Here is a 20,132-nt window from a genome sequence, read left to right as displayed (position 1 = left end):
ATATAATAAACTGAACCTAGGGGACATCGGTGGGATTCCGAGAGTTCTCGATGCCGGACAATGTAATGACTCCTATTCCTTGGCCGTGATCGCCTTGAAACTCAAAGAAGTTTTTGGCTTAGATGATATTAATCAACTCCCCATCTCTTATAACATTGCCTGGTACGAGCAAAAAGCTGTCATCGTTTTACTGGCTCTTCTGCATTTAGGAGTAAAAAACATTCACTTAGGACCGACACTACCAGGTTTCTTGTCCCCGAACGTCGTGAAAGTCTTAGTTGATAACTTTGGCATTGCAGGAATCACCAATGTTGAAGATGATATCAAAATGTTCATGGCATAATAGCCCGATAGAAGTAGCTTCCTTTCATCAAAAAAGCAGTCACTACGAAAAAAGCGGCTTGCAATTCACGTTGCATAGCCGCCTTTTTTCTACTTCATTATTCCTACTGCCAGGGCTCCTCTTTTAGCCAACGTCAAACTCTTTTGGGCTTGGGTCAGTGGGCGACCTACTTTAATCAAGCCTGTTAATACACCACATTGGGATGTGTCACCAACTAGAATGAACCCCCTTAGAATGTCCCCCTGCCAAATCAGTTTGCGATAGTTGGACATGTTTCCAACTGTTTTCAGGTCTTCTTCTTGGTCCCAATCTCCAGTCCCGTTGTTGTCTTGTAGTTTCGTGATACCAACGGACATGGCCGAGAGGCCAAAAAAGTCCACAGAGTTTAAGCTAAGAGATCCTGGATAAACCTCTTGTCTTCCGCACATATTTGCACCGGCAATTCTGCCTTGGGTTGTAGCATTGGGCCAAGTGGCATTTACGGTGAATTTCTGGCGAACAAGGTCCCAAGTTTCGGCAATATCTCCGGCCGCGTATATATTGGGATGGTTAGTGGCTAACGAAGAATCTACCTGTAGGCCCTGCCCGATATTGAAGCCGAAATCGCTCAACCCTCTGATATTAGGATGAACTCCCTTGCCAACAATCACCAAATTAGTGGCAAGTTCTGTTTTGGGCGTGATCTGCACACCTTGAACGTGGTCTTCTCCAGTGATCGTCATCGCCTCAGTTTGTAAAAGAAATTTAAATCCATTGACTCTCAAGTGCGCTTGAATCATGTCAGCAGACTTTTCATCCAGCATTTGGGAGAGAATCTGTCCAGAGGAGACCACAACTGTTACCTCAAGCCCGCGTTTTCTCAAGGCATAAGCACTTTTTAAACTGATCAAACCTCCTCCTATGACGACTGCCTTTTTCGCGCCCTGATCCAAGGTCTTATTAATTGCTAAAGCATCCCCCATGGTACGTAGTGTAAAAACTTCTGGAAGCGTTCCACCTGGAATGGTAAGCTTATTCGCTGATGCCCCCATGGCGATCAAAAGTTTGCTATAGTGCCACTCCCGCCCATCAATACTTCGCACCATTTGACGCGTGGGATCGATCCTGTTGACCTTGACTCCGTAAACTATCTTTAGGTTCAGTCGTTCGGCGAAATCAGCATTACGTAAGTAAAGGTGGGAAGCAGGAATATCTCCTGCTAGGAAATAAGTAGTGAGGCAACGGGAATAACTAGGTTCTTGTTCTGCTGTGAGGACGATTAGTTCCGACTCTGTGTCGTGTCTTCGGATCTCTTCAATCGCAAATAACCCAGCTGCGCTATTGCCAACAACGATATAAGTCATCATAATTTTTTCCTTCCTTAACTAGGAAGTCCGAGTTTTTTTCGTTTTGCTCGGATATCCTCAAGAAGTCCTTGCGCCGCTTTCAAGGGATCGGTTTCTACATAGAATTTCCCCCCGATTACATCACTTAGGCCATGGGTCAGCAACTCGGTGACAGCTTTGCTCCCTAGCACGGGTGGAACAACTCCAAGGTGAGTGGTAAGCCCCATGGTCACAGCCCAAGTTCCGATACTCAAGGCTTTTTCATGCTGGAGTTCTGGAGCACTTGCTGCCACGGGCAACGAGGCGGAATCCACATTTAGATAGGCTGCAATCGCTGTGACCAAATCCCCAATCCTCGAATTATCGACACAGCTTCCCATATGCAGTACGGGTGGAAGTGGGCCACCAAGACCTGCGGCCTGGCCAATCGCTGACAAGACTGCTTTCAAACCCTCTCCAGCATAGGCTTCAGCTCCTTCAGAATTCATAAAGCCGGCTTTAGCCAGGGCATGAGCGGAACATCCGGTAGCGACGACTAATACGTTATTTTTCACAAGCTCTTTCACTAATTCTACATGTATGAGATCTTGAGTCACTTTGACATTGTTGCATCCCACCGTAGCCACAACCCCTAAGATATTACCATTGACAATATTGTCGATGAGAGGCTTAAGAGGTTGGTCAGGGTTCACTGTTGATAGTGCTCCAATAATGGCTTCTACGCTGAATCCAGCCATAATCTTACGTCTATAATTGGGAATTTTGATTTTCTTGCTATCCCTTCGCCCGTAAGAGGTGATTGCCTTGCGCACAATTTCCTGAGCAGCTTCATCCACACTTTCTAAAGCAAATGGAACGTGAGTGGCTCCAGGCATTTTGACGATCGGCATTGTTGTGATGATCTCTGTGTGATAACAAGCAGCGACTTTAGCTAAGGAAGGCATAATACATTGTACGTCGACGACCATAGCGTCAACGGCTCCCGTAACTATGGCGATTTCTTGAGCCAAGAAGTTAGTGACCAACGGAATTCCTTTGCGCATTAAGACTTCATTACCTGTACAGCAGATTCCCGAGACTAAGATTCCTTTGGCCCCAACAAGGATTGCTTCCTCTTGGAGTTTGCCAGCCCAATAGACGATTTTTTCCGAAAGCAAGGGGACATGCCCATGTACGATGAGATTAACGTAGTCTTCTTTGAGAACCCCTAAATTAGCTTCCGTCACGACGGGCGTAGGTGTCCCAAAAAGGATATCTTGCATGTCTGTTGCCAGTTTTAGGCCAGAGTAACCGTCTACTAGCCCTTGTTTAGCAGTAGCTAGGACAAGATTCACCGGGTCAGCATCCATACCCATGGTTGTCTGATGCATGGCTTCACGAATTTCCCGATCAGGATTACGTGGGAGAATCCCTAGACTCTTCCAAACGGCAATTCTTTCTTTGGGTGCATTGGCCATCAGCCATTGCACAGGTTTACTTCCATGGTTAGCCAGATCAGCATACGCAACATCGACAACCTCCAAGGCTAGTTCTGATTTGTTTTTGGCTGAGATCTCCAAGCCTAACCCGCGAGCGATCTGTTGCAATTTTGTTTCATCAGTGATGTTATAATTAATTTCTCCCTTGGCTGCCATCTCTAAAGCTTCAACAGCCTCATAGGCATGATCCACATGGGCTGCCGCTCCGCCGGCCACTTGCCTAAGTAAATTGCGAGTTACGATCACATCCGCACTTGCTCCGCAAATTCCTGTTTTTGGCCCGTTCCCAAAGGGATCAATACGACAGGGTCCTTGAATACAATGTCTGCAACAGACTCCTAAACTTCCAAACCCACATTGAGGTTGTTGTGCTTCATGACGATCCCAAACTGTTTCTACTCCATCAAAGGCCGCTTTAGGTAACAATTCTAAGACGGCTGGATCTATTGATTTTTTATTCATATTAGTTGACCCCTTTCATATAGTCTAGGAAGATTTGCCGCCCACTTTTGGCAAACTCTTGAACTTCAACAAATACCAAAGCTTTTGTTGGACAGGCTGAGACACAAGCTGGATTATAGTCTATATCCTGACATCGGTCACATTTTGCAACTCTATTGGTAGTAGGAATTTCCCCAATAACTCCAAACGGGCAGACCATTACGCACATCATGCACCCAACACACTTTAGGTCATCGACTTGAATTAGCCCAGTCTTTAAGTCAGACTGCATAGCCCCACTCATACAGGCATGAACACAAGGAGCATCTACGCATTGTCGACATTGTAAGGGGAAATTATGATCCCCGTTGGACTCGACAAAAATCCTTTTTTGTGGAGCTTTAAATTCTCCAATCGCCTCGAACAAAGTCTTACTGTTCGAGTGAGCAACTGCACAAGCCAACTCACAGCTCTTACACCCGAGGCAATGTTCGCTTCTGACCAGAATCTGTCTCACATTTATCCCTCCTTAATACTTCTGCTATATATTTACTACATGACCTAACATTTTATGGTACTCTTGCAATCGGTTGAGCGTTGTTTGTTGATCACGCGACCTTTCTTATTTTGATTTATATTAAACAATAAAAGGACCGAGGCGCAGCCTCGGTTTTTCAAATATAGTCCTATGTTTGTGTGAGAACGGGGGAAATCCCCGCACTTTTTCGATCATCGTACTTTTCTGAAAGGCTTAGGAGGTGCGAACTGAGCACGGTTTGCTAGATCCTCAGTAGAGTTGATTCCTTTTTTAGCTAGGAAACGTTGCATACCCATTGACATATTTTTGGCTTGGTTAAGGAATTCTGTGTTTTCTCCAACTCCTGGACTGCCACCTTCTGCTGGTGCTTCGCCTTGATTTAAGAACCGATTTTTTCCTAAGAACATGCTATTTCCGCCCCTTCTATTCCAATATATGTAATTAGGCCGAGTGCGTGTTTCCATTCGGTTACCTTACGCAGAAAGTTTCATAACTATATAACAATCCTTACAGGCACAACTTGTTTAGCATGGACCGATGCATTTGAAGCCATTATATCAAGCCACTCTTTAGCGAAGATCTGAGTAATGCTCATGGCCTTATATGCAATTCAGATCACGAATGCCTTACCTAGCAAAATGGTCCTTAATTTATACTGCAGGGTTAACGATGTCATTTGTGAGGAAATCAAAAAAATTAAACGCGATTCATGCAGGACTTTCGCGTTTTATACTGAAAGTACTCATAATTGGGCGTTTAGTTGGTTAACTTTGGTTCTGTTTTCATTATAAATAAGGATTATAAGCATCGGTTTTTGTTCTTTACTCAAATGTGCAAAAACGAGATATCTCTTAGAGGGGTGTAAGCTATATGGACAAGCTTAAGACAAACGAAGTTCAATTGCATGCTCTGGCGCACGCCCTAGCTGAACAACATAAATTCACAAAACATCGGGAAAACATTCTTCACGGGATCACCCGGCGCGTCCTTGCCGAACAACCTCTTCCAGACATTTCCCAATACCTCTGCGAAGAATTGGTTCAAACCATGGGTTATCCAGTCGCGTACGTGGCGTTGAAAGAGGATAATGGGTTGGCTCGGATAGTAGCTCAATGCGGTTTGATGGAGGCCGAAATCACATCTTTCCAAATACCTTGGGATGACACCCCGCAGATCTACAACCCGAAGGATAATCACATTTCCCAAACATGGCATTTGATCTCTGAAAAGCTGTTATTGCGTTCCGTGGTCATGTTCCCAATCTTTTTAAATAATCGGGTTTCGGGGGTTCTCGCTTTGTATTCTCAGAGGGAAGAATACTTTGATGTCACAAGAGTAGAGGGAATGCAATCCCTCGCGGATCAACTCGATTTGGTATTCTGGGCGGATGAAGCACGACGTAAACTCCACATTCAGAACGAAGCCCTCGTCGCTGATGTCCATGGCATCGTCATTACGGATGGCTCAGGAATAATACTTTGGGCTAATCCCGCCTTTACCCAGCTGACAGGCTATACCCTCAAGACTGTGTTAGGCAAGACCCAACGCTTTCTCCGTTCTGGATATCAGGATCATGCCTTTTACGAACGGCTGTGGGAAACCGTTTCGGCAGGTCAAATCTGGCAGGGAGAACTAATTAACCGTCGCGCTGATGGAACACTTTACAGGGAGGAAATGACCATTACCCCAGTAAAAGTAAGGGGTCAAGAAATTACTCATTTAGTGGCCGTAAAGCAGGATATAAGCGAACGAGCGGCGAACCAAAGAGCCTTAAGAGATAGCGAAGAACAATTTCGGGATATATTTGAAACCATGAACAGTGCTGTCGTGGTATTCAGGATATCAGACGATGGGCAGGACTTCATATGCACGGATATTAATCGAGCTGCTGAGAAAATCGAAAATATTTCTCGTCGACAGGCGATTGGAGCTCCTATGGTGCACGTTTTTCCCCTTATCAAAGAATTAGGTATCTTAAAACTTTGCTTTCAAGTTTATAATACTGGAGAGATGGCTCATTTTCCCGCTATTTTTTTCAAAAACCAACGCGCAACAGGGTGGAGCGAAGGACTTATATATAAGCTTTCAACAGGAAATATTGTCTTTCTCTATGACGAAGTAAGTCAACGTGTTTTGAACGAAAATGCACTTTGGCATGAAAAAGAACGTGCTCAGGTGACCTTGGCTTCGATTGGGGATGCTGTGCTCACCACTGATGTCGAGGGGAATGTCTCCTATCTTAATTCAGTTGCTGAAACGATGACAGGATGGCGGAATGAGGAAGCCCGGGGTTTAAGAATTGATAAGGTGTTTGACATCTTCCATGAGAGAACCGGACAGCCCTTGGCACAACCGGTTCATCAATGTCTACTAGAGAATCGCGTGATTGAATTGTCTAATCATGCAGTCTTGAGACATCGTGATGGACGACAGCTATTTTTCATTGATGACTCGGCTGCTCCTATCCGCGACAGAGATGGGCAGATGATCGGAGCGGTTCTTGTCTTTCACGATGTTAGTGAGAAACGAGAGCTTCTACATCGGTTGTCACATCAGGCCCACCATGATGCACTGACGGACTTACCCAATCGCCAGTTATTTAAAGAACGGGTTCATCAAGCTATTTTAGACGCGTGCCACCAACAGGAGCAAGTGGCTATCTTTTTTATTGACTTGGATGGATTCAAGCTAGTGAATGATACGCTCGGCCATGCCGCGGGAGATAGTCTACTCTGTCAGGTCGGTGAACGTTTTAAAGGTACATTGCGTCAGCAAGATACGGTGGCTAGACAAGGAGGGGATGAGTTTCTCATCCTGTTGCCCAAATTACCCTCTGAGCAACAAGCAGCCCAAGTGGCTCAAAAACTTTTGGATGTTCTTAACGCCCCTTTTCAGCTTCTCAAACAGGAGGTTTATCTCTCAGCGAGCCTGGGCATAGCGCTCTACCCGGTAGACGGAGAGGATTCTGAGATTCTTATCCAGCATGCAGATATGGCCATGTATCAGGTGAAAGCGGACGGGCGCAACCACTATAACTTCTATACCCGCACCTTGAATGAACGTTTGGCGGAGCGACTTGCATTGCAAAACGAGATGCGCCGGGCTCTGGAACGGAAAGAGTTTATTCTCTATTACCAGCCTCAGTATCGTCTTAGTGACGGTCAGTTATGTGGAATCGAAGCACTTGTACGCTGGCAACATCCAGAACGAGGCTTCCTCCTCCCTGGAACATTCATTTCGATCGCAGAAGACAGCGGATTAATCCTACCCTTAGGAGAATGGGTCCTAAGAACTGCGTGTGCCCAAAATAAGTTGTGGCAGAACATGGGCTACCCCCCTGTGCGCGTGGCGGTTAACCTTTCGGCGCGTCAATTTCGTCAAAAGGATCTGGTTAAGCAGATTGCTGGAATTCTCGAGGAGACTAGTTTGGATCCTCAGTGGTTGGAACTGGAAATTACCGAGAGCCTAAGCATGGAAAATGTCAGGGTAAGCGTGGACATTCTTAAAAGACTTAAGAATATGGGAATATATCTTGCCATTGATGATTTCGGCACGGGCTTTTCGTCCCTTAGTTATTTAAGCCGTTTCTCACTGAATACGTTAAAAATTGATCGCTCGTTTATTTCTGTGCTAAACGAGCGTTTAGATAGGCAGGCTATAGTCCTGACCATCATTCAACTCGCTGAAAATCTTGGTTTAAAAGTGATTGCTGAAGGGGTAGAAACCCAGGCTCAGTTGGATTTCCTTCGGACTAAGGGCTGTGACGAAGTACAAGGTTTCTTTTTGGCTAAACCAGCTCCAGTAGAAGAAATGGCGCCGTTCTTTTCTAAAAGAACCTTTCATCTATAAAACAATGAGGGATTGATTCGAATCATGAGTATTTTAGGAGATTTAAATTCTAAAAATTTGGCGGCTGGCATCGCATCAGGACTTTTAGCGATAACGGGCCCTCCAGCCATTATATTAGAAGCTGCATCCAAGGGTAATTTCACAATGACACAGACTATTCTTTGGATGTTCTCTGTCTATGTGTTCGGTGGGATCTACAGTATTTTGATCCCGCTCTATTATCGCATGCCTATTGTGGGTGCCCACTCTATTACTGGAGTTGCCTTTCTGGCAACTGTTACGACCCAATTTACCTATCATCAGTTTATAGGTTCCTATATTTTTGCTGGACTGTTGATGCTGCTGATTGGATATATGGGTGTTTTCTCAAGGCTACTCGAATATGTACCCAAACAAATTATTTCCGTAATGTTAGCAGGAATGATCATGAAGTATATGGTTAACTTTGTAACTTCGATACACCAACTCCCGCTGGTTGGTGGAGTATCTCTTGTTGCATATTTAATTTTTAGCAAATGGAATAATCGAATTCCCCCAATGGTTGCAGCCATTGCGACAGGATTTATGCTCTTACTTTTGACACAGCACTTAAATAATGGCGGATTGGCGTCGTCATTTGTTATTCCAACTTCTCAACTCCCTGAATTCAACTTACTAAGCTTCTTTACCGTTTCGATCCCGCTTGCCCTCCTTATTTTGAGCAATGATGCAGCGGTTGGAATTGGGGCCTTGGAACAAAATAATTATCGCCCTCCGGTGAATCAGATCATAGCCTTAAGCGGCATTTTTTCCATAATTACAAGTTTTTTCGGAGGACAATCAGCCAATATAGCGGGAATGATGACCGCTATATGTTCAGATGAAGAGGCAGGTCCGAAGGAAAAACGATATATGGGAGCGGTTGTCTCAGGGATTATCATCCTTTTCTTCGGTATATTTGCGTGGAAGCTAGTTCCCTTGATTCAGGCATTACCTATGGCGTTTGTTTCAATACTTGTAGGCTTTGCCCTTTTGGGTGTGTTTGGCAATAGCCTGTCCGTGGGTTTCTCAAAGCCAACCATGAAATTGAGTGCTGCATTTACGTTCGTCATTGCAGTATCTAATATGACAATCTTTAATATCAGTGCTCCCGTATGGGCCTTGGTCATTGGTACCTTCATTTCACGTTATGTTGAAGAAAAATAGAACAACAACACTATTAGAAGTCTATTTTTAGCTTACTTCCAACGAGGATATTAGCGGGTGAACGTCCAAAAGAAGCTCTATGAAAATTTAAGGGTAAAGGGACAAGCGGTTTTTAGAGAGAAGGGTGAGGTAAATGCTGAGACTAATATCATTAGTTCCTTCAATCACAGAAACGCTCTATGCACTGGGCTTTGGAGCAGAGGTTGTCGGAGTAACAGAGCAATGTGATTATCCGGAGGACGCGAGGATCAAGGAAAAAATAGGGACCTTTGCACAGCCAGATCGATCGAGAATCTTGGCGCTTAAACCGGATCTTGTTTTAGGGGATGGGGCTTTACATCAAGCGGTGTTGGAGAAATTGCGACGAATGGACGTCAACGTACTAGCATTTCAACCGAAGGGTGTTGAAGAGATACTAAGCAATATGCAAATGATTGGCCGATTTTCTCGGAGAGAGCCTGCTGTAGATGGCATTGTTGAGGCCTACCGGTTGCGGATTAATGAAATGCGTCGAGAGTCTTGGCGCGAAAGGCCACGCGTGCTGCGCATCATGACAACAGAACCGTATATTATTCCTGGTCTAGGATCTTATCAATATGATGCCCTCCAAATTGCGGGTGCCAAATTGATGCCGATTCAATCCGAAGAGGCTTATGTCAAAGTAAGGTGGGAGGAAATCGTCGCTTTTGATCCTGAAGTGATCCTATTTTGTGGTGTTGAAAGCCATGCCACACGTCCCCGACGCTGTAAAGGATGCACTGCGAAGCTGCCAATTTGTCAGAGAACGGTGGAGGATATCGTAAATGAGAAATGGTTGCAGCTCTCTGCAGTGCGCGAAAACAGGATATTTCCGTTGGCTTGCGAAACCATTTGTCGACCGGGGCCGAGATTGATCGAGGGTATGGAGCGACTCAATCAAATATTTTGTACTTTATAATATATCCCTGCGCAAAGAACTTTTTTTGGTTTGCGCAGAGATACATTGCTGCCCCGAAAATGCCTAATTACAATAGACAGATGTCCACTGCAATCAGGCATTGAGAAAAACACATATGGTTTCCAGTTTTTGGTTAGTGGTTCTCGACTGCTTTATTCAAGTCTTTAATTAGGCTCGATATATCAATTCCATGGGCTGAAGCTCCTTGTTCGACATTCTCAAAACGGGCCGCCATGCAACCAAAACAATGCATGCCGTACTTTTTAAAGACCTCAACAGTTTGTGGATATTTCTCTACAACGTCAGTAATCGATTCAGCTCCTGTAATCATGAATGTTAACAACTCCTTATCGATTCATTTTTATTTATTCTAAGAGGTAGTGATTTATAGACAAAAAAGTGTCTTTTTGTAATGTAACCTTTATCCCAAGATTTACGATATCTTTTACAAACCATTTTTTACCTACTCGTCGGAATATGGTTTGAGCCAAAAAGGATCTGTATTTTTAAGTTAGTAGTAAGAGTGTTTGAAGAGTTAGAATATTTAAATTGACAAAATATTAATTTAATGCGGATGTAATATAAGCATTAATAGAAGTATAATTAATTCGAATAACTTATTAGATGGTGATATTTAGTATTTATACTTAAAAATGTATCGGAGGGGATCTTAGTATGCAATTTAATTCGATGTATTTTAGTGCGACTGATACTACAAAAAAAGTAATATCTGGAATTGTAATGAACATTACTGAGAACATCGGCAAGGAAATAATTGTACATAATGTAGATTTCACATTACCGGAAGTTAGAAAAGAACCAGTGTCTTTTTCAAAAGATGATGTTGTTATTCTGGGGGTTCCAGTCTATGCAGGAAGAGTTCCTAATATATTACTGAAATATTTAAGTACTATAACAGGTAATGGTGCATTAGCAATTCCTGTAGTTGTTTATGGAAATAGAAATTATGACGATGCTTTAATAGAATTAAAACATCTTCTTGAAATGAACGGTTTTAAAGTTATTGCTGCTGGGGCATTTATAGGCGAACATTCATTTTCAAAAACACTTGCCAAAAACAGACCTGACGAAAAAGATATGGCCATAGTAAGTGATTTTGCGAATCAAATCTATACAAAAATGACGACTCAAGAGAATATTTCAAACGTAGCTGTAAAGGGTAATACGCCTTACAGGAACTATTATATGCCTAAAAATAAAGATGGTAGTCCTGCTGATATTAGAAAGGTTACTCCAAAAACAAATAGCGATTGTATTAATTGTAAGCTTTGTGTAGATGTCTGTCCTATGGGTTCCATTGACTATGAAGATGTATCTAAATTAAATGGAATTTGTATTAAATGCGGTGCTTGTATTAAAAAATGTCCTACTCAAGCAAAGTATTATGATAATGATAATTATTTAAGACATAAACATGAATTAGAAATTGATTTTGCTTTACGAAGAGAACCAGAATTATTTATTTGAAAACTACAAGCTCTTTCGACTGAAGGATCAAGGACCGAGGCGCAACCTCGGTTTTTCTAATATACTCATATAATAGAGCCAACTATGTCCTGTTTGTGAGTGGATCAGGCAATCGTGTCCGAGTTCATGGAAAGAGCTCAATGCCCTTCTTCCTTAGATTAGCGAGGCATTCTTCACGATAAGCGTCATCGTGCTCGGGATAGATATGACCATCTGGTATATCATCCAGTTCATCACGCAAAGTGCAAGTCCAAGGCACCGTGTTTTTTCCACGGTATTCAGGACAATACCATTGTTGGTCCGGTTTGTATCCCCTGTTCTCCATTTCTCTGAGAACAAGCTGATGATAGTCAACAAGTCTCTTTACACTGTACGTGAACACGTAATCTATAGTGGAATGTTTCTTTCCCCACCCCAATCCCCGCAGGGCACAGCATTCTCGATGCTGACCCAAGATTTGGGCACGGGGTAAAAAAGTTAGGAGGTCCTGGTGCCAGAGTCTCATGAGATACATCCTTTCTTCTTACTTACTTTACTATAAGTAATTCTCACCTGAATACGCCGACATGGTAAGGAGAAATAGGGTATATAACAACCAGATAGTTTTTGAAAGCTCTTGTTTCTGGTATTTTGTTGGAATATCAACTACTCAATAGTCCGCTAAAGCGGGCTATTTTCTTTATATCGGGAGAATTTCTGAGTTATCAAATAGCCTTCGAAGAGGTATAAAGTTTTAATTGACCAGATGGTCAATGGAGCGTATAATTCGGTCATAGAACCACATAAGATAATCTCTATAATGAGCCGAGATTTTATAAGGAGAAATATAAAATGTATTCTAATTTTGAAAACCTAAGTGAAGAAAAAAAGAAAACCATTTTAGATGCCTGTATTCACGAGTTCGCAGAGAAAGGCTATGAGAACTCCTCAACGAACACGATTGTAAAGGAGGCAGGTATTTCTAAGGGAATCTTATTCCATTATTTCAAGAATAAGCGAGGGCTATTCCTCTATATTGTGGACTATTGCATCCAAACTTTCGTTAAAGAGTATAATCGATACCCTTTGACAGAGACAGGGGATATCTTTCAAAGGTTGAGCGAACTGAGTGTTATCAAGCTAAAGTTGACTCATGCTAACCCGGAAGTTAGCAAGATAATGATGGGAGCTTTAGGAAATTCGCCAGAGGACATTCGCTCAGAAGTCGAGAGAAGGTATGCCCAGCTTTCAAGTGAGTACATGCCGACATTCTTTCAGGAAATTGATTATTCTAGATTTCGAAGCGGAGTAAACCCTTCTAAGGCGATGGAAATAATAATGCTCTTTCTTCAGGCCTTGGGAGATAAATACATGAAGAGCTATCAGGGAAAGGAGCAAGATTTGTTACAGAACTACGATAAATTGACGGAAGAGTATAACGAGTATATGGAGATCCTAAAGTATGGAATGTATTCGTGACATTAGGAGGAGTATGGGATGGACATTCTGATGGAAGGGAAAGGTCTCCACAAAGTTTATCGCACGGGCGAAGTGGAAGTCGAAGTTCTAAAGGGGATTGACGTTCAGATTTTCAAAGGAGAGTTTATTGTAGTTTTGGGTCAAAGTGGTTCGGGTAAGACCACGCTTCTAAATATTATTGGAGGAATGACAAAACCGTCAGCAGGTGAGCTTTATTACAAGGGCCAACCTCTGCATCAGAGCGACGATCATCTTCTCACCCTATATCGCCGAAATGAGGTTGGATTTGTCTTTCAAAACTACAATTTAATGCCAAATCTAACGACCTATGAAAATGTCAAGTTGGCAGTGGAAATTGCCCGAAATCCCCTTTCAGCGACAGACATCTTACGTGAGGTGGGACTTGAATCCTGGTTAGATCATTTTCCTTCCCAACTCTCAGGTGGACAACAACAGCGGGTTGCTATAGCGCGGGCTATTGTTAAGAACCCTGAGCTTCTGCTTTGTGATGAGCCGACAGGGGCCTTAGATATTCAAACTGGGATACAGGTGCTTAAGGCCTTATTGAAGTTGAATCGTGAATACCATAAGACAGTCATGATAATTACTCATAATGTTGAAATTGCGAAAATGGCAGATCGGGTGTTTTATTTAAAAGATGGTTTTTTAGATGATGTCTTAGTCAATGAACACCCACTTTCTCCGGAGGAGATATCATGGTAATGCTCAGAAAAAAAGCATTGAGAGATATTAACGAGAATAAAGGGGTTTATTTTGCTTGTATCGTGGTGATCGCCATTGGTTTAATGATTTACACCACGATGTCGATGGTGTTCGAAAGCATGAATAAGGCCCAACAGACTTTTTATAGTGAAACGCATTTTGCCGACGGATTCATTAAGGTCACAGGGTATCCGGAAAACAAAGTAAACTCGCTCACATCTCTGCCTGGAGTGGATCAAGTTGAAGGGCGAATTGTCAAAGACGTGCGGCTTATTGACCAGCAGAAAGACTCCAATCGCTATTTGAGAATGGTTTCTATGGCTATGACGAATTCTTCAAAACTCAATCAACTTCGTCTCATCACGGGGCATTTACCAAACGATAACCAATCAGAAATCCTAGTGGATCCCCAGTTTTTGACGGCGAATCATCTGTCATTAGGAGATGCTCTTAAAGTCGTTATTGACGGGCAGCAAGCCACTTTCTATATTTCAGGAACCGCTCAAAGTGCAGAATTTGTCTATATTATGAGGAATTCTCAAGATCTTTACCCTTCTCCTACGGATTTCGGGATTGCCTATGTTCCTTTGAGTACCCTGAAAGCTTTAGTGAAGGAAAAGGGGCAGTTCAACGATCTCGCGTTTACCCTTAAGAAAGGTGCTAGTTTTGATGCAGTAAAAGACAGTCTGCAAGCCGAATTAAAACCCTATGGGGTGCAAAGTTTTGTCGCACGCAAGGACCAAACCAGCCATGCTATTTTGACCACCAAAATAGAAGGTATGAAAACGATGGCCACAACCCTGCCAGTAGTGTTTTTGGGAGTTGCCTCCTTTATCTTGTACACTATGTTACGGCGGCTGATTGAACAGCAACGGATGGCCATAGGGACAATGAAGGCCTTTGGTTTCACGGATCGAGAGATCGTCTGGCACTATCTCACGTATCCCTTGGTCATAGGAACAGCGGGAGGATTACTGGGGAGTTTATCGGGAATCGCCTTGTCATTTCCGCTTACCGCCTTGTACAAGCAATTTTTCGCACTGCCGGGGCTTAAAAGCGCATTTTCCGTTAAATACCTTTTTATTAGCCTTGCGCTGTCTCTTTTCTTTAGCGTTCTGAGTGGTCTCCGAGGAAGTCTGGATATTTTGCGTTTGGAACCTGCTCAAGCCATGAGGCCCCCAGCGCCGATGACAGCGCGCAAGACTCGAATTGAGAGAATCACTTGGTTTTGGAAATCTCTTTCTTCACAAGCCCAAATGGGGCTTCGGGATGTGTTTCGCACGCCTACGAGAAGCCTTTTTAACGTCCTAGGTATTGCCGTCGTTTTTAGTTTGATGACGGTATCTTGGTCCCTGCAAAACATGATCAACTTGCTGACCGTGGTTCAATTGGAACAGGTTCAGACTTACGACGTAAAACTACAATTAGCCCAACCTTCTGCGACAAGTGACGTTGAGTTAGCCCTAGCTCATGAAGTCGGAGTTGACAAAGTGGAGCCTGTCTTGGAAGCACCAGCCACCTTGAAGAACGGTTGGTTATCCAAAGAAGTTGCTCTTATGGGTCTTGAAAAAAGGTCTACGCTTTATAACATTCTGGATAAAAGCGGTCAACGTGTCGAGATTCCAGATCACGGTATTTTGTTATCCGAACGTTTAGCTATGGCCTTAAACGTCAAGGCCGGAGAGGAGATCTATGTCGAAAGTCCCTTGCGGAGAGAACCCTTGGGTGAGAAAGGTGAACGCCTGGTGGTCAAAGGGGTGGTTCCTCAATATGTCGGGCTTAATGCCTTTATGGAGGAAAAAGAACTACAACGTTTTCTCCGGCAGGGAGATATTAGTACCTCGATGCTGGTCAAAATGAATCCATCGCAGGTTGGGCTTATGAAAAGTAAGTATCTCAATGCCAGTAATGTTGCATCGATCACAGCTCTAAAAGATGAGGGCGATAAAATTCATAAAATGATGGATTCGTATGGTTTCACAACTTGGCTTTTGGCCATTTTAGGTGGAATAACGGGATTTGCCCTAATATATAATTCCAGTATTATTTCCCTGTCTGAACGGAAACGAGAGTTGGCTTCTCTACGCGTTTTAGGAATGACGCCGAGAGAGGTATTGCGGGTCATCACCTCGGAACAATGGGCTTTGTTTGCTTTAGGCATTCTTCTAGGTATACCGTTGGCCTATGGGTTAGGGATTAGCATGGCCCAGGCCATGAGCACGGATCTGTTTTCACTTCCGGCAGTTCTTCCGCCTGTGGCATTACTGGGTGCGGCGGCTGGGACAGCGTTTTCTGTTCTGGTGGCCCAGAGTAGGGCCTACTTCAAGATAAAATCGCTGCCCTATGTTGAGATTTTAGCGACGAGAGACTAGAAACTATAATCAATAATCTAGGAACTTAGGAGTAGAAAAACCTAAATTTGGCTTGTCAGATAGGAACTATGGCTTAATGCAGGAATTAGAACAGAGAACTAAGTGTTAAAGAGTTATATTACAAATTGCGAATTAGGAATTACAAGTTAGGGGGGCTGAAAATGACTATTGAGAAGACGGTGCTTAGTTCAACGCCAAAAATATCTAAACTGCTTAATTTTATGCCGAATCGTAAACAGCGCAAGTTCATAATTGTAGGAGGGCTTGTTGTCCTCATTTTAGTGGCGGTTGCAGTATCGAATGCCTCGCCTCTATCCGCTAAAGCATTCACGCTTCATCCTCAGGACTTTACTAAAGGATTTACAGAGCAAGGACAAATTATGGCTGCCGAGGAATGGCCCATTTTCAACCAAGTCGAAGGGAAACTACAATCTCTAAAGGTTAAGAATGGAGAGTTTGTCAAAAAGGGACAAGTGCTTTTTGAAATGAGTACCAGTGATTTAAACTTTCAGATGGAAAGCTTGAAAGCTCAGTTGCAAAGCTTGGAGGGACAACGCTTACAAAATTACAAAACTCCAAATGATGCCCAAATTGCGCAACAAAAGCTGGTGATAGAACAAGCCGAAAACGATGCTCAGACTGCGGAACTCAACCTGACTAGGATGAAGGCCTTGGCTGATACTGGTTCCATATCTAAGCTTCAATATGAAGAGGCTCAGGCAGCCTTTGACAAGGCTACAAATTACCTAGAACAGCAAAAAGCAGGATTAACCTTGATTTATGAACAAAATAAGGTTTCTCAAGGGACGGAACAGTATTACAACAATCAGGAAAAGGCAGTTCAAGCGCAAATCAATCAATTAGAAGATAAAATAAGCAATGCCGAGGGGGTGGCCCTTCAAGACGGAATTATTAAAGATCTTTCACTTAAAGAAGGGAATGTTATACCCTCGGGCCAGCAAGTGATGTCTGTCTATGGAAACAAGGGATATAAATTAGAGAGTTTTGTCCTCGCTAGTGATGCTCTGGACATTAAAATGGGAAGTTCTGTGCAAATTCTTCAAGCGACTAGTACTGGAAATAAACAATTTTCGGGTAAGGTCGAAGCGGTGGATTCTGTCGCGGTGGAGCAGGTTTCTCCACTCGGGCTTAAGGAAAACCGTGTGAAAGTCACGCTTCTTTTCGCAGGAAACTCGTCTTCTCCTGCCTTCGTTCTTGGTAGCACTGTGGATATCAGGTATACAACCATAGAAGCTCCCCATAAGCTCCTGATTCCTAAAACGACCTTATTTCCCTATCAACAAGGGGAGGCAGTCTGGGTCGTCAAGGCAGGTATTGCTAAAATTCAGCCGATAAAAAAGGGCCTCGAGAATGACAGTGACGTGATCGTTGAGCAAGGCTTATCTGATGGAGATGTTATTCTCTTAGACACTAATTTGACAAAACTTAAGGAAGGTAAACGAGTTAAGGCAATCCTTGAGTGAAATGATGGATGCAACGTTCAATCAACATTTTAAAACATAATGTTAGGAATTAAGGCAATACTAAACCGTGGGATTAAAACTTGAGGAGGTTTCTTAATGAATAACAATTTTGCTGCACAACAAGCCCAAAAAAGGGCTCAAGAGTTCGAACAACTTGCTCAACAGGCTCAAATGGGTGAGCAAAAAGCACGAAACTTTAATGCCCAAAATTCTTCCTATCAAAGCTCTTTTTCTCAGCAAAACTTTACCACTCAAAACATACAACAGGGTCTATCGCAACAAACTGCAAATATGAATGAACAATTGGAAAATCAGACCATGAGTCAGCAAGAGATGAATCAGAAGCAGCAAGCTTTTCAGCAGAGTCAAGATCAAAACTCGCTAAGTTAAAACTTCTAATATAACTTAAATGTATAAAAGTCCGCCAAAAGCGGGCTTTTATACATTTATCAACAAATATGGATTTAGTTCGGTTGGATTTACATACTTGTAAGTAGTCATTTATTGTCCGCGAAAACTACCAATCTTAGTGCTTTGCAGTCTATTTGACCCAAACAACCTAGTTTGCGGAACTGCCCCTACTGATGATCCGAATTTTCTTGATGATATATGTATTAGCCGTTACGTGAGGTGGACTTTATAAATACGTAGGCGAAGCCCCTTGGTAATGGTACAATATACACGATTCGCAATTATACGTTCCGGCAATCCATGTGAATTTAGCTTATATCGGGGGAAATAATTTTCGCGGGGAGGTAGAAGGGCCTTAAATGAACCAACTGAGTATTAGGGATCAAACGATTCCTTTTGAAGTAAGACGGAGCTCAAGTTATCGAAGAATTACGCTGAGTATCCTTGAAGATCGTCTTCGCATTTCGGCGCCTAAGAATGTATCTGCCAAGCAACTGAAAGAATTATTACTTGCCAAGGAGGAATGGGTCTTAAAGCACTGGCTCGAGAAGCAAGATTCTGCGAAATGCCCAGTGAGATATATCGATGGGGAACACTTTCTGTATCGGGGGAATTCCGTCGAGCTGGAAATTATAAGGCATCCGCGCCAAATGGTGCGAGTTGTTCTGAGAGGTCAGGTGCTTGAGGTTTATTTACCTCAAGACTTACAAGATAAGGACTGCGCGTCAAGTGTCAAGGCGGCGGTCTTAATATGGTATAAAGCCCAAGCGCGTAGTGTGCTCATGGACAAGCTTGAGAAACAGGCGAAGCGGATGCAGGTTACCTTTCAGACGTTTCGACTGAAGGAACAGAAGACAAGGTGGGGGAGCTGTTCAAGTAAAGGAAACCTTAATTTGAATTGGCGGATCATTATGGCCCCTGACGCAGCGATTGATTACATCATTATTCATGAGCTAGCGCACTTGACGCATCTCAATCATTCGGAGAAGTTCTGGCAGAGGGTTGCAGAGTTCATGCCAGAGTATGCACATTGGATAAAATGGTTTAAGGATCATGGACAAGAATTAATGAAATGAAGTGAAACAAGTTATCATAAGATGAGAGACCGCAATAAGAGGTTTACCCGTAGATTCTGATTACAAGTGTAAACAAGGAGACAGGCAGCAAAAACATGCTACCTGCCCTCTGCCTTTTTCTTAATTGGTCCTATGATTGGAGCGTCCGATCGAAGTGGCGATAGGGCCTGGGAGAATTATATCCGCAATCGAATAAAACAAAGCCAGGGTCATCCTGGCTTTGTTTTATTCGATTAGTATTATTTGAAAAGTACCTGGCCATCACTTAATGCGTCAATGATGGCTAAAGACTCTAACTGCAAGCCTTTTTCCTCTACGAGTGTTCTACCCCCTTGAAATGATTTTTCGATGACGATGCCCACTCCGGAAATTTCAGCGCCACTTTGAGATAATAAACTAACTAAGCCCATAAGCGCATTTCCACTTGCCAGGAAATCATCGATAATCAATACTTTGTCATTAGGACCTAAGAATTCTTTGGATATTTTAATTGTGTATTCCTGATCTTTTGTATAAGAATAAACCTTTGCTTCGTAAACATCTTTGTTCATATTGATTCCTGCGTGTTTTTTTGCAAATACGACGGGTACATTGTTAAAGTACTGAGAGGCTATACTTGCAATGGCGATACCAGACGTTTCGATCGTAACTATTTTTGTTACTGATTTGCTTGAAAACCTGCGTTTAAATTCCTTACCGATTTCATTAAACAAAGTAATATCTAATTGATGATTCAAGAAGTTATCGACTTGGATGATTCGATTTTCGACTATTTTCGCATCTGTACGGATTTTTTCTTTCAAGAGTTCCATATAGTAAATACTCCCTTCTCATTATAAAACGACACCCCTAAATACTTTAAGGAGTGTAAAAAATAGTAACAGAAATGTAATAATAAACAGGATAACTCGATTATCCTAAAAAATCAATTAAATTATTTATTCAATATTTACCTGGGGCAGTTTATCGAAGGAAATACCCATGAGATTGGAATATTTTGAACCCTAGAGAAAAACACGTTTTA

Annotated in this window: 17 protein-coding genes and 1 pseudogene; 11 read left to right on the top strand and 7 right to left on the bottom strand. The window is 42.7% G+C overall.

Going from position 1 to position 20,132, the window contains the following annotated elements; genetic code table 11:
• Positions 1–343, top strand: a pseudogene (locus E4K68_RS18875) (hydroxylamine reductase); the annotation flags it as partial.
• A gap of 89 nt (positions 344–432) precedes the next feature.
• On the opposite strand, the gene E4K68_RS18870 reads toward E4K68_RS18875, so the two are convergent.
• From E4K68_RS18870 to E4K68_RS18855, 4 genes are all read right to left on the bottom strand, one after another.
• Complete coding sequence (locus E4K68_RS18870; protein ID WP_243450450.1) at positions 433–1,689, bottom strand: FAD-dependent oxidoreductase; 1,257 nt, start codon at positions 1,687–1,689, stop codon at positions 433–435.
• A gap of 14 nt (positions 1,690–1,703) precedes the next feature.
• Complete coding sequence (gene cooS, locus E4K68_RS18865; RefSeq protein WP_135380461.1) at positions 1,704–3,608, bottom strand: anaerobic carbon-monoxide dehydrogenase catalytic subunit; 1,905 nt, start codon at positions 3,606–3,608, stop codon at positions 1,704–1,706.
• 1 nt (position 3,609) lies between these two features.
• Positions 3,610–4,104, bottom strand: coding sequence for a 4Fe-4S dicluster domain-containing protein (locus E4K68_RS18860; RefSeq protein ID WP_135380460.1), 495 nt, complete (start codon positions 4,102–4,104; stop codon positions 3,610–3,612).
• 212 nt (positions 4,105–4,316) lie between these two features.
• Positions 4,317–4,532, bottom strand: a complete 216-nt coding sequence (locus E4K68_RS18855; protein WP_135380459.1) for a hypothetical protein — start codon at positions 4,530–4,532, stop codon at positions 4,317–4,319.
• Positions 4,533–4,995: 463 nt separating this feature from the next.
• On the opposite strand from E4K68_RS18855, the gene E4K68_RS18850 reads away from it, so the two are divergent.
• The 3 genes from E4K68_RS18850 (at position 4,996) to E4K68_RS18840 (ending at position 10,096) form a co-directional block, all read left to right on the top strand.
• A complete protein-coding gene (locus E4K68_RS18850; RefSeq protein WP_158291470.1) occupies positions 4,996–7,974 on the top strand; it encodes an EAL domain-containing protein in 2,979 nt (992 codons plus the stop codon).
• Positions 7,975–7,998: 24 nt separating this feature from the next.
• A complete protein-coding gene (locus tag E4K68_RS18845; RefSeq protein WP_135380458.1) occupies positions 7,999–9,159 on the top strand; it encodes a benzoate/H(+) symporter BenE family transporter in 1,161 nt (386 codons plus the stop codon).
• Between the two features lie 133 nt (positions 9,160–9,292).
• Positions 9,293–10,096: a helical backbone metal receptor gene (locus E4K68_RS18840; RefSeq protein WP_135380457.1), complete on the top strand. Its 804-nt coding sequence runs from the start codon at positions 9,293–9,295 to the stop codon at positions 10,094–10,096.
• Between the two features lie 133 nt (positions 10,097–10,229).
• Here the strand turns inward: E4K68_RS18840 and E4K68_RS18835 are convergent, their stop codons facing one another.
• A complete protein-coding gene (locus tag E4K68_RS18835) occupies positions 10,230–10,427 on the bottom strand; it encodes a DUF1858 domain-containing protein (protein ID WP_135380456.1) in 198 nt (65 codons plus the stop codon).
• Positions 10,428–10,771: 344 nt separating this feature from the next.
• Here E4K68_RS18835 and E4K68_RS18830 point away from each other — a divergent pair, with 344 nt between their 5' ends.
• Complete coding sequence (locus E4K68_RS18830; RefSeq protein ID WP_135380455.1) at positions 10,772–11,584, top strand: EFR1 family ferrodoxin; 813 nt, start codon at positions 10,772–10,774, stop codon at positions 11,582–11,584.
• Positions 11,585–11,708: 124 nt separating this feature from the next.
• Here E4K68_RS18830 and E4K68_RS18825 read toward each other — a convergent pair whose 3' ends face one another.
• Positions 11,709–12,089: a TIGR02328 family protein gene (locus E4K68_RS18825; protein WP_135380454.1), complete on the bottom strand. Its 381-nt coding sequence runs from the start codon at positions 12,087–12,089 to the stop codon at positions 11,709–11,711.
• A gap of 326 nt (positions 12,090–12,415) precedes the next feature.
• On the opposite strand from E4K68_RS18825, the gene E4K68_RS18820 reads away from it, so the two are divergent.
• The 6 genes from E4K68_RS18820 (at position 12,416) to E4K68_RS18795 (ending at position 19,108) form a co-directional block, all read left to right on the top strand.
• Complete coding sequence (locus E4K68_RS18820) at positions 12,416–13,042, top strand: TetR/AcrR family transcriptional regulator (protein ID WP_135380453.1); 627 nt, start codon at positions 12,416–12,418, stop codon at positions 13,040–13,042.
• Between the two features lie 18 nt (positions 13,043–13,060).
• The gene (locus E4K68_RS18815; RefSeq protein ID WP_135380452.1) at positions 13,061–13,765 is read left to right on the top strand and encodes an ABC transporter ATP-binding protein; all 705 of its coding nucleotides are present in this window, start codon (positions 13,061–13,063) and stop codon (positions 13,763–13,765) included.
• Positions 13,759–16,137: an FtsX-like permease family protein gene (locus E4K68_RS18810; RefSeq protein WP_135380451.1), complete on the top strand. Its 2,379-nt coding sequence runs from the start codon at positions 13,759–13,761 to the stop codon at positions 16,135–16,137. The genes E4K68_RS18815 and E4K68_RS18810 overlap by 7 nt, the downstream gene beginning before the upstream one ends.
• A 161-nt stretch (positions 16,138–16,298) precedes the next feature.
• Positions 16,299–17,621, top strand: a complete 1,323-nt coding sequence (locus E4K68_RS18805) for an HlyD family efflux transporter periplasmic adaptor subunit (RefSeq protein WP_135380450.1) — start codon at positions 16,299–16,301, stop codon at positions 17,619–17,621.
• Between the two features lie 96 nt (positions 17,622–17,717).
• Positions 17,718–18,011: a hypothetical protein gene (locus tag E4K68_RS18800; protein ID WP_135380449.1), complete on the top strand. Its 294-nt coding sequence runs from the start codon at positions 17,718–17,720 to the stop codon at positions 18,009–18,011.
• A 380-nt stretch (positions 18,012–18,391) separates the two neighbouring features.
• Complete coding sequence (locus E4K68_RS18795) at positions 18,392–19,108, top strand: SprT family zinc-dependent metalloprotease (RefSeq protein ID WP_135380448.1); 717 nt, start codon at positions 18,392–18,394, stop codon at positions 19,106–19,108.
• A 239-nt stretch (positions 19,109–19,347) separates the two neighbouring features.
• On the opposite strand, the gene E4K68_RS18790 is transcribed toward E4K68_RS18795, so the two are convergent.
• Positions 19,348–19,920, bottom strand: coding sequence for a xanthine phosphoribosyltransferase (locus tag E4K68_RS18790; RefSeq protein ID WP_135380447.1), 573 nt, complete (start codon positions 19,918–19,920; stop codon positions 19,348–19,350).
• Positions 19,921–20,132 lie beyond the last annotated feature (212 nt).

The sequence above is a fragment of the Desulfosporosinus sp. Sb-LF genome (assembly GCF_004766055.1).
Lineage (GTDB): Bacteria > Bacillota > Desulfitobacteriia > Desulfitobacteriales > Desulfitobacteriaceae > Desulfosporosinus.
The sequence above is the reverse complement of the archived record's forward strand: the minus strand, read 5'-3'. Positions and strand labels throughout refer to the sequence as shown.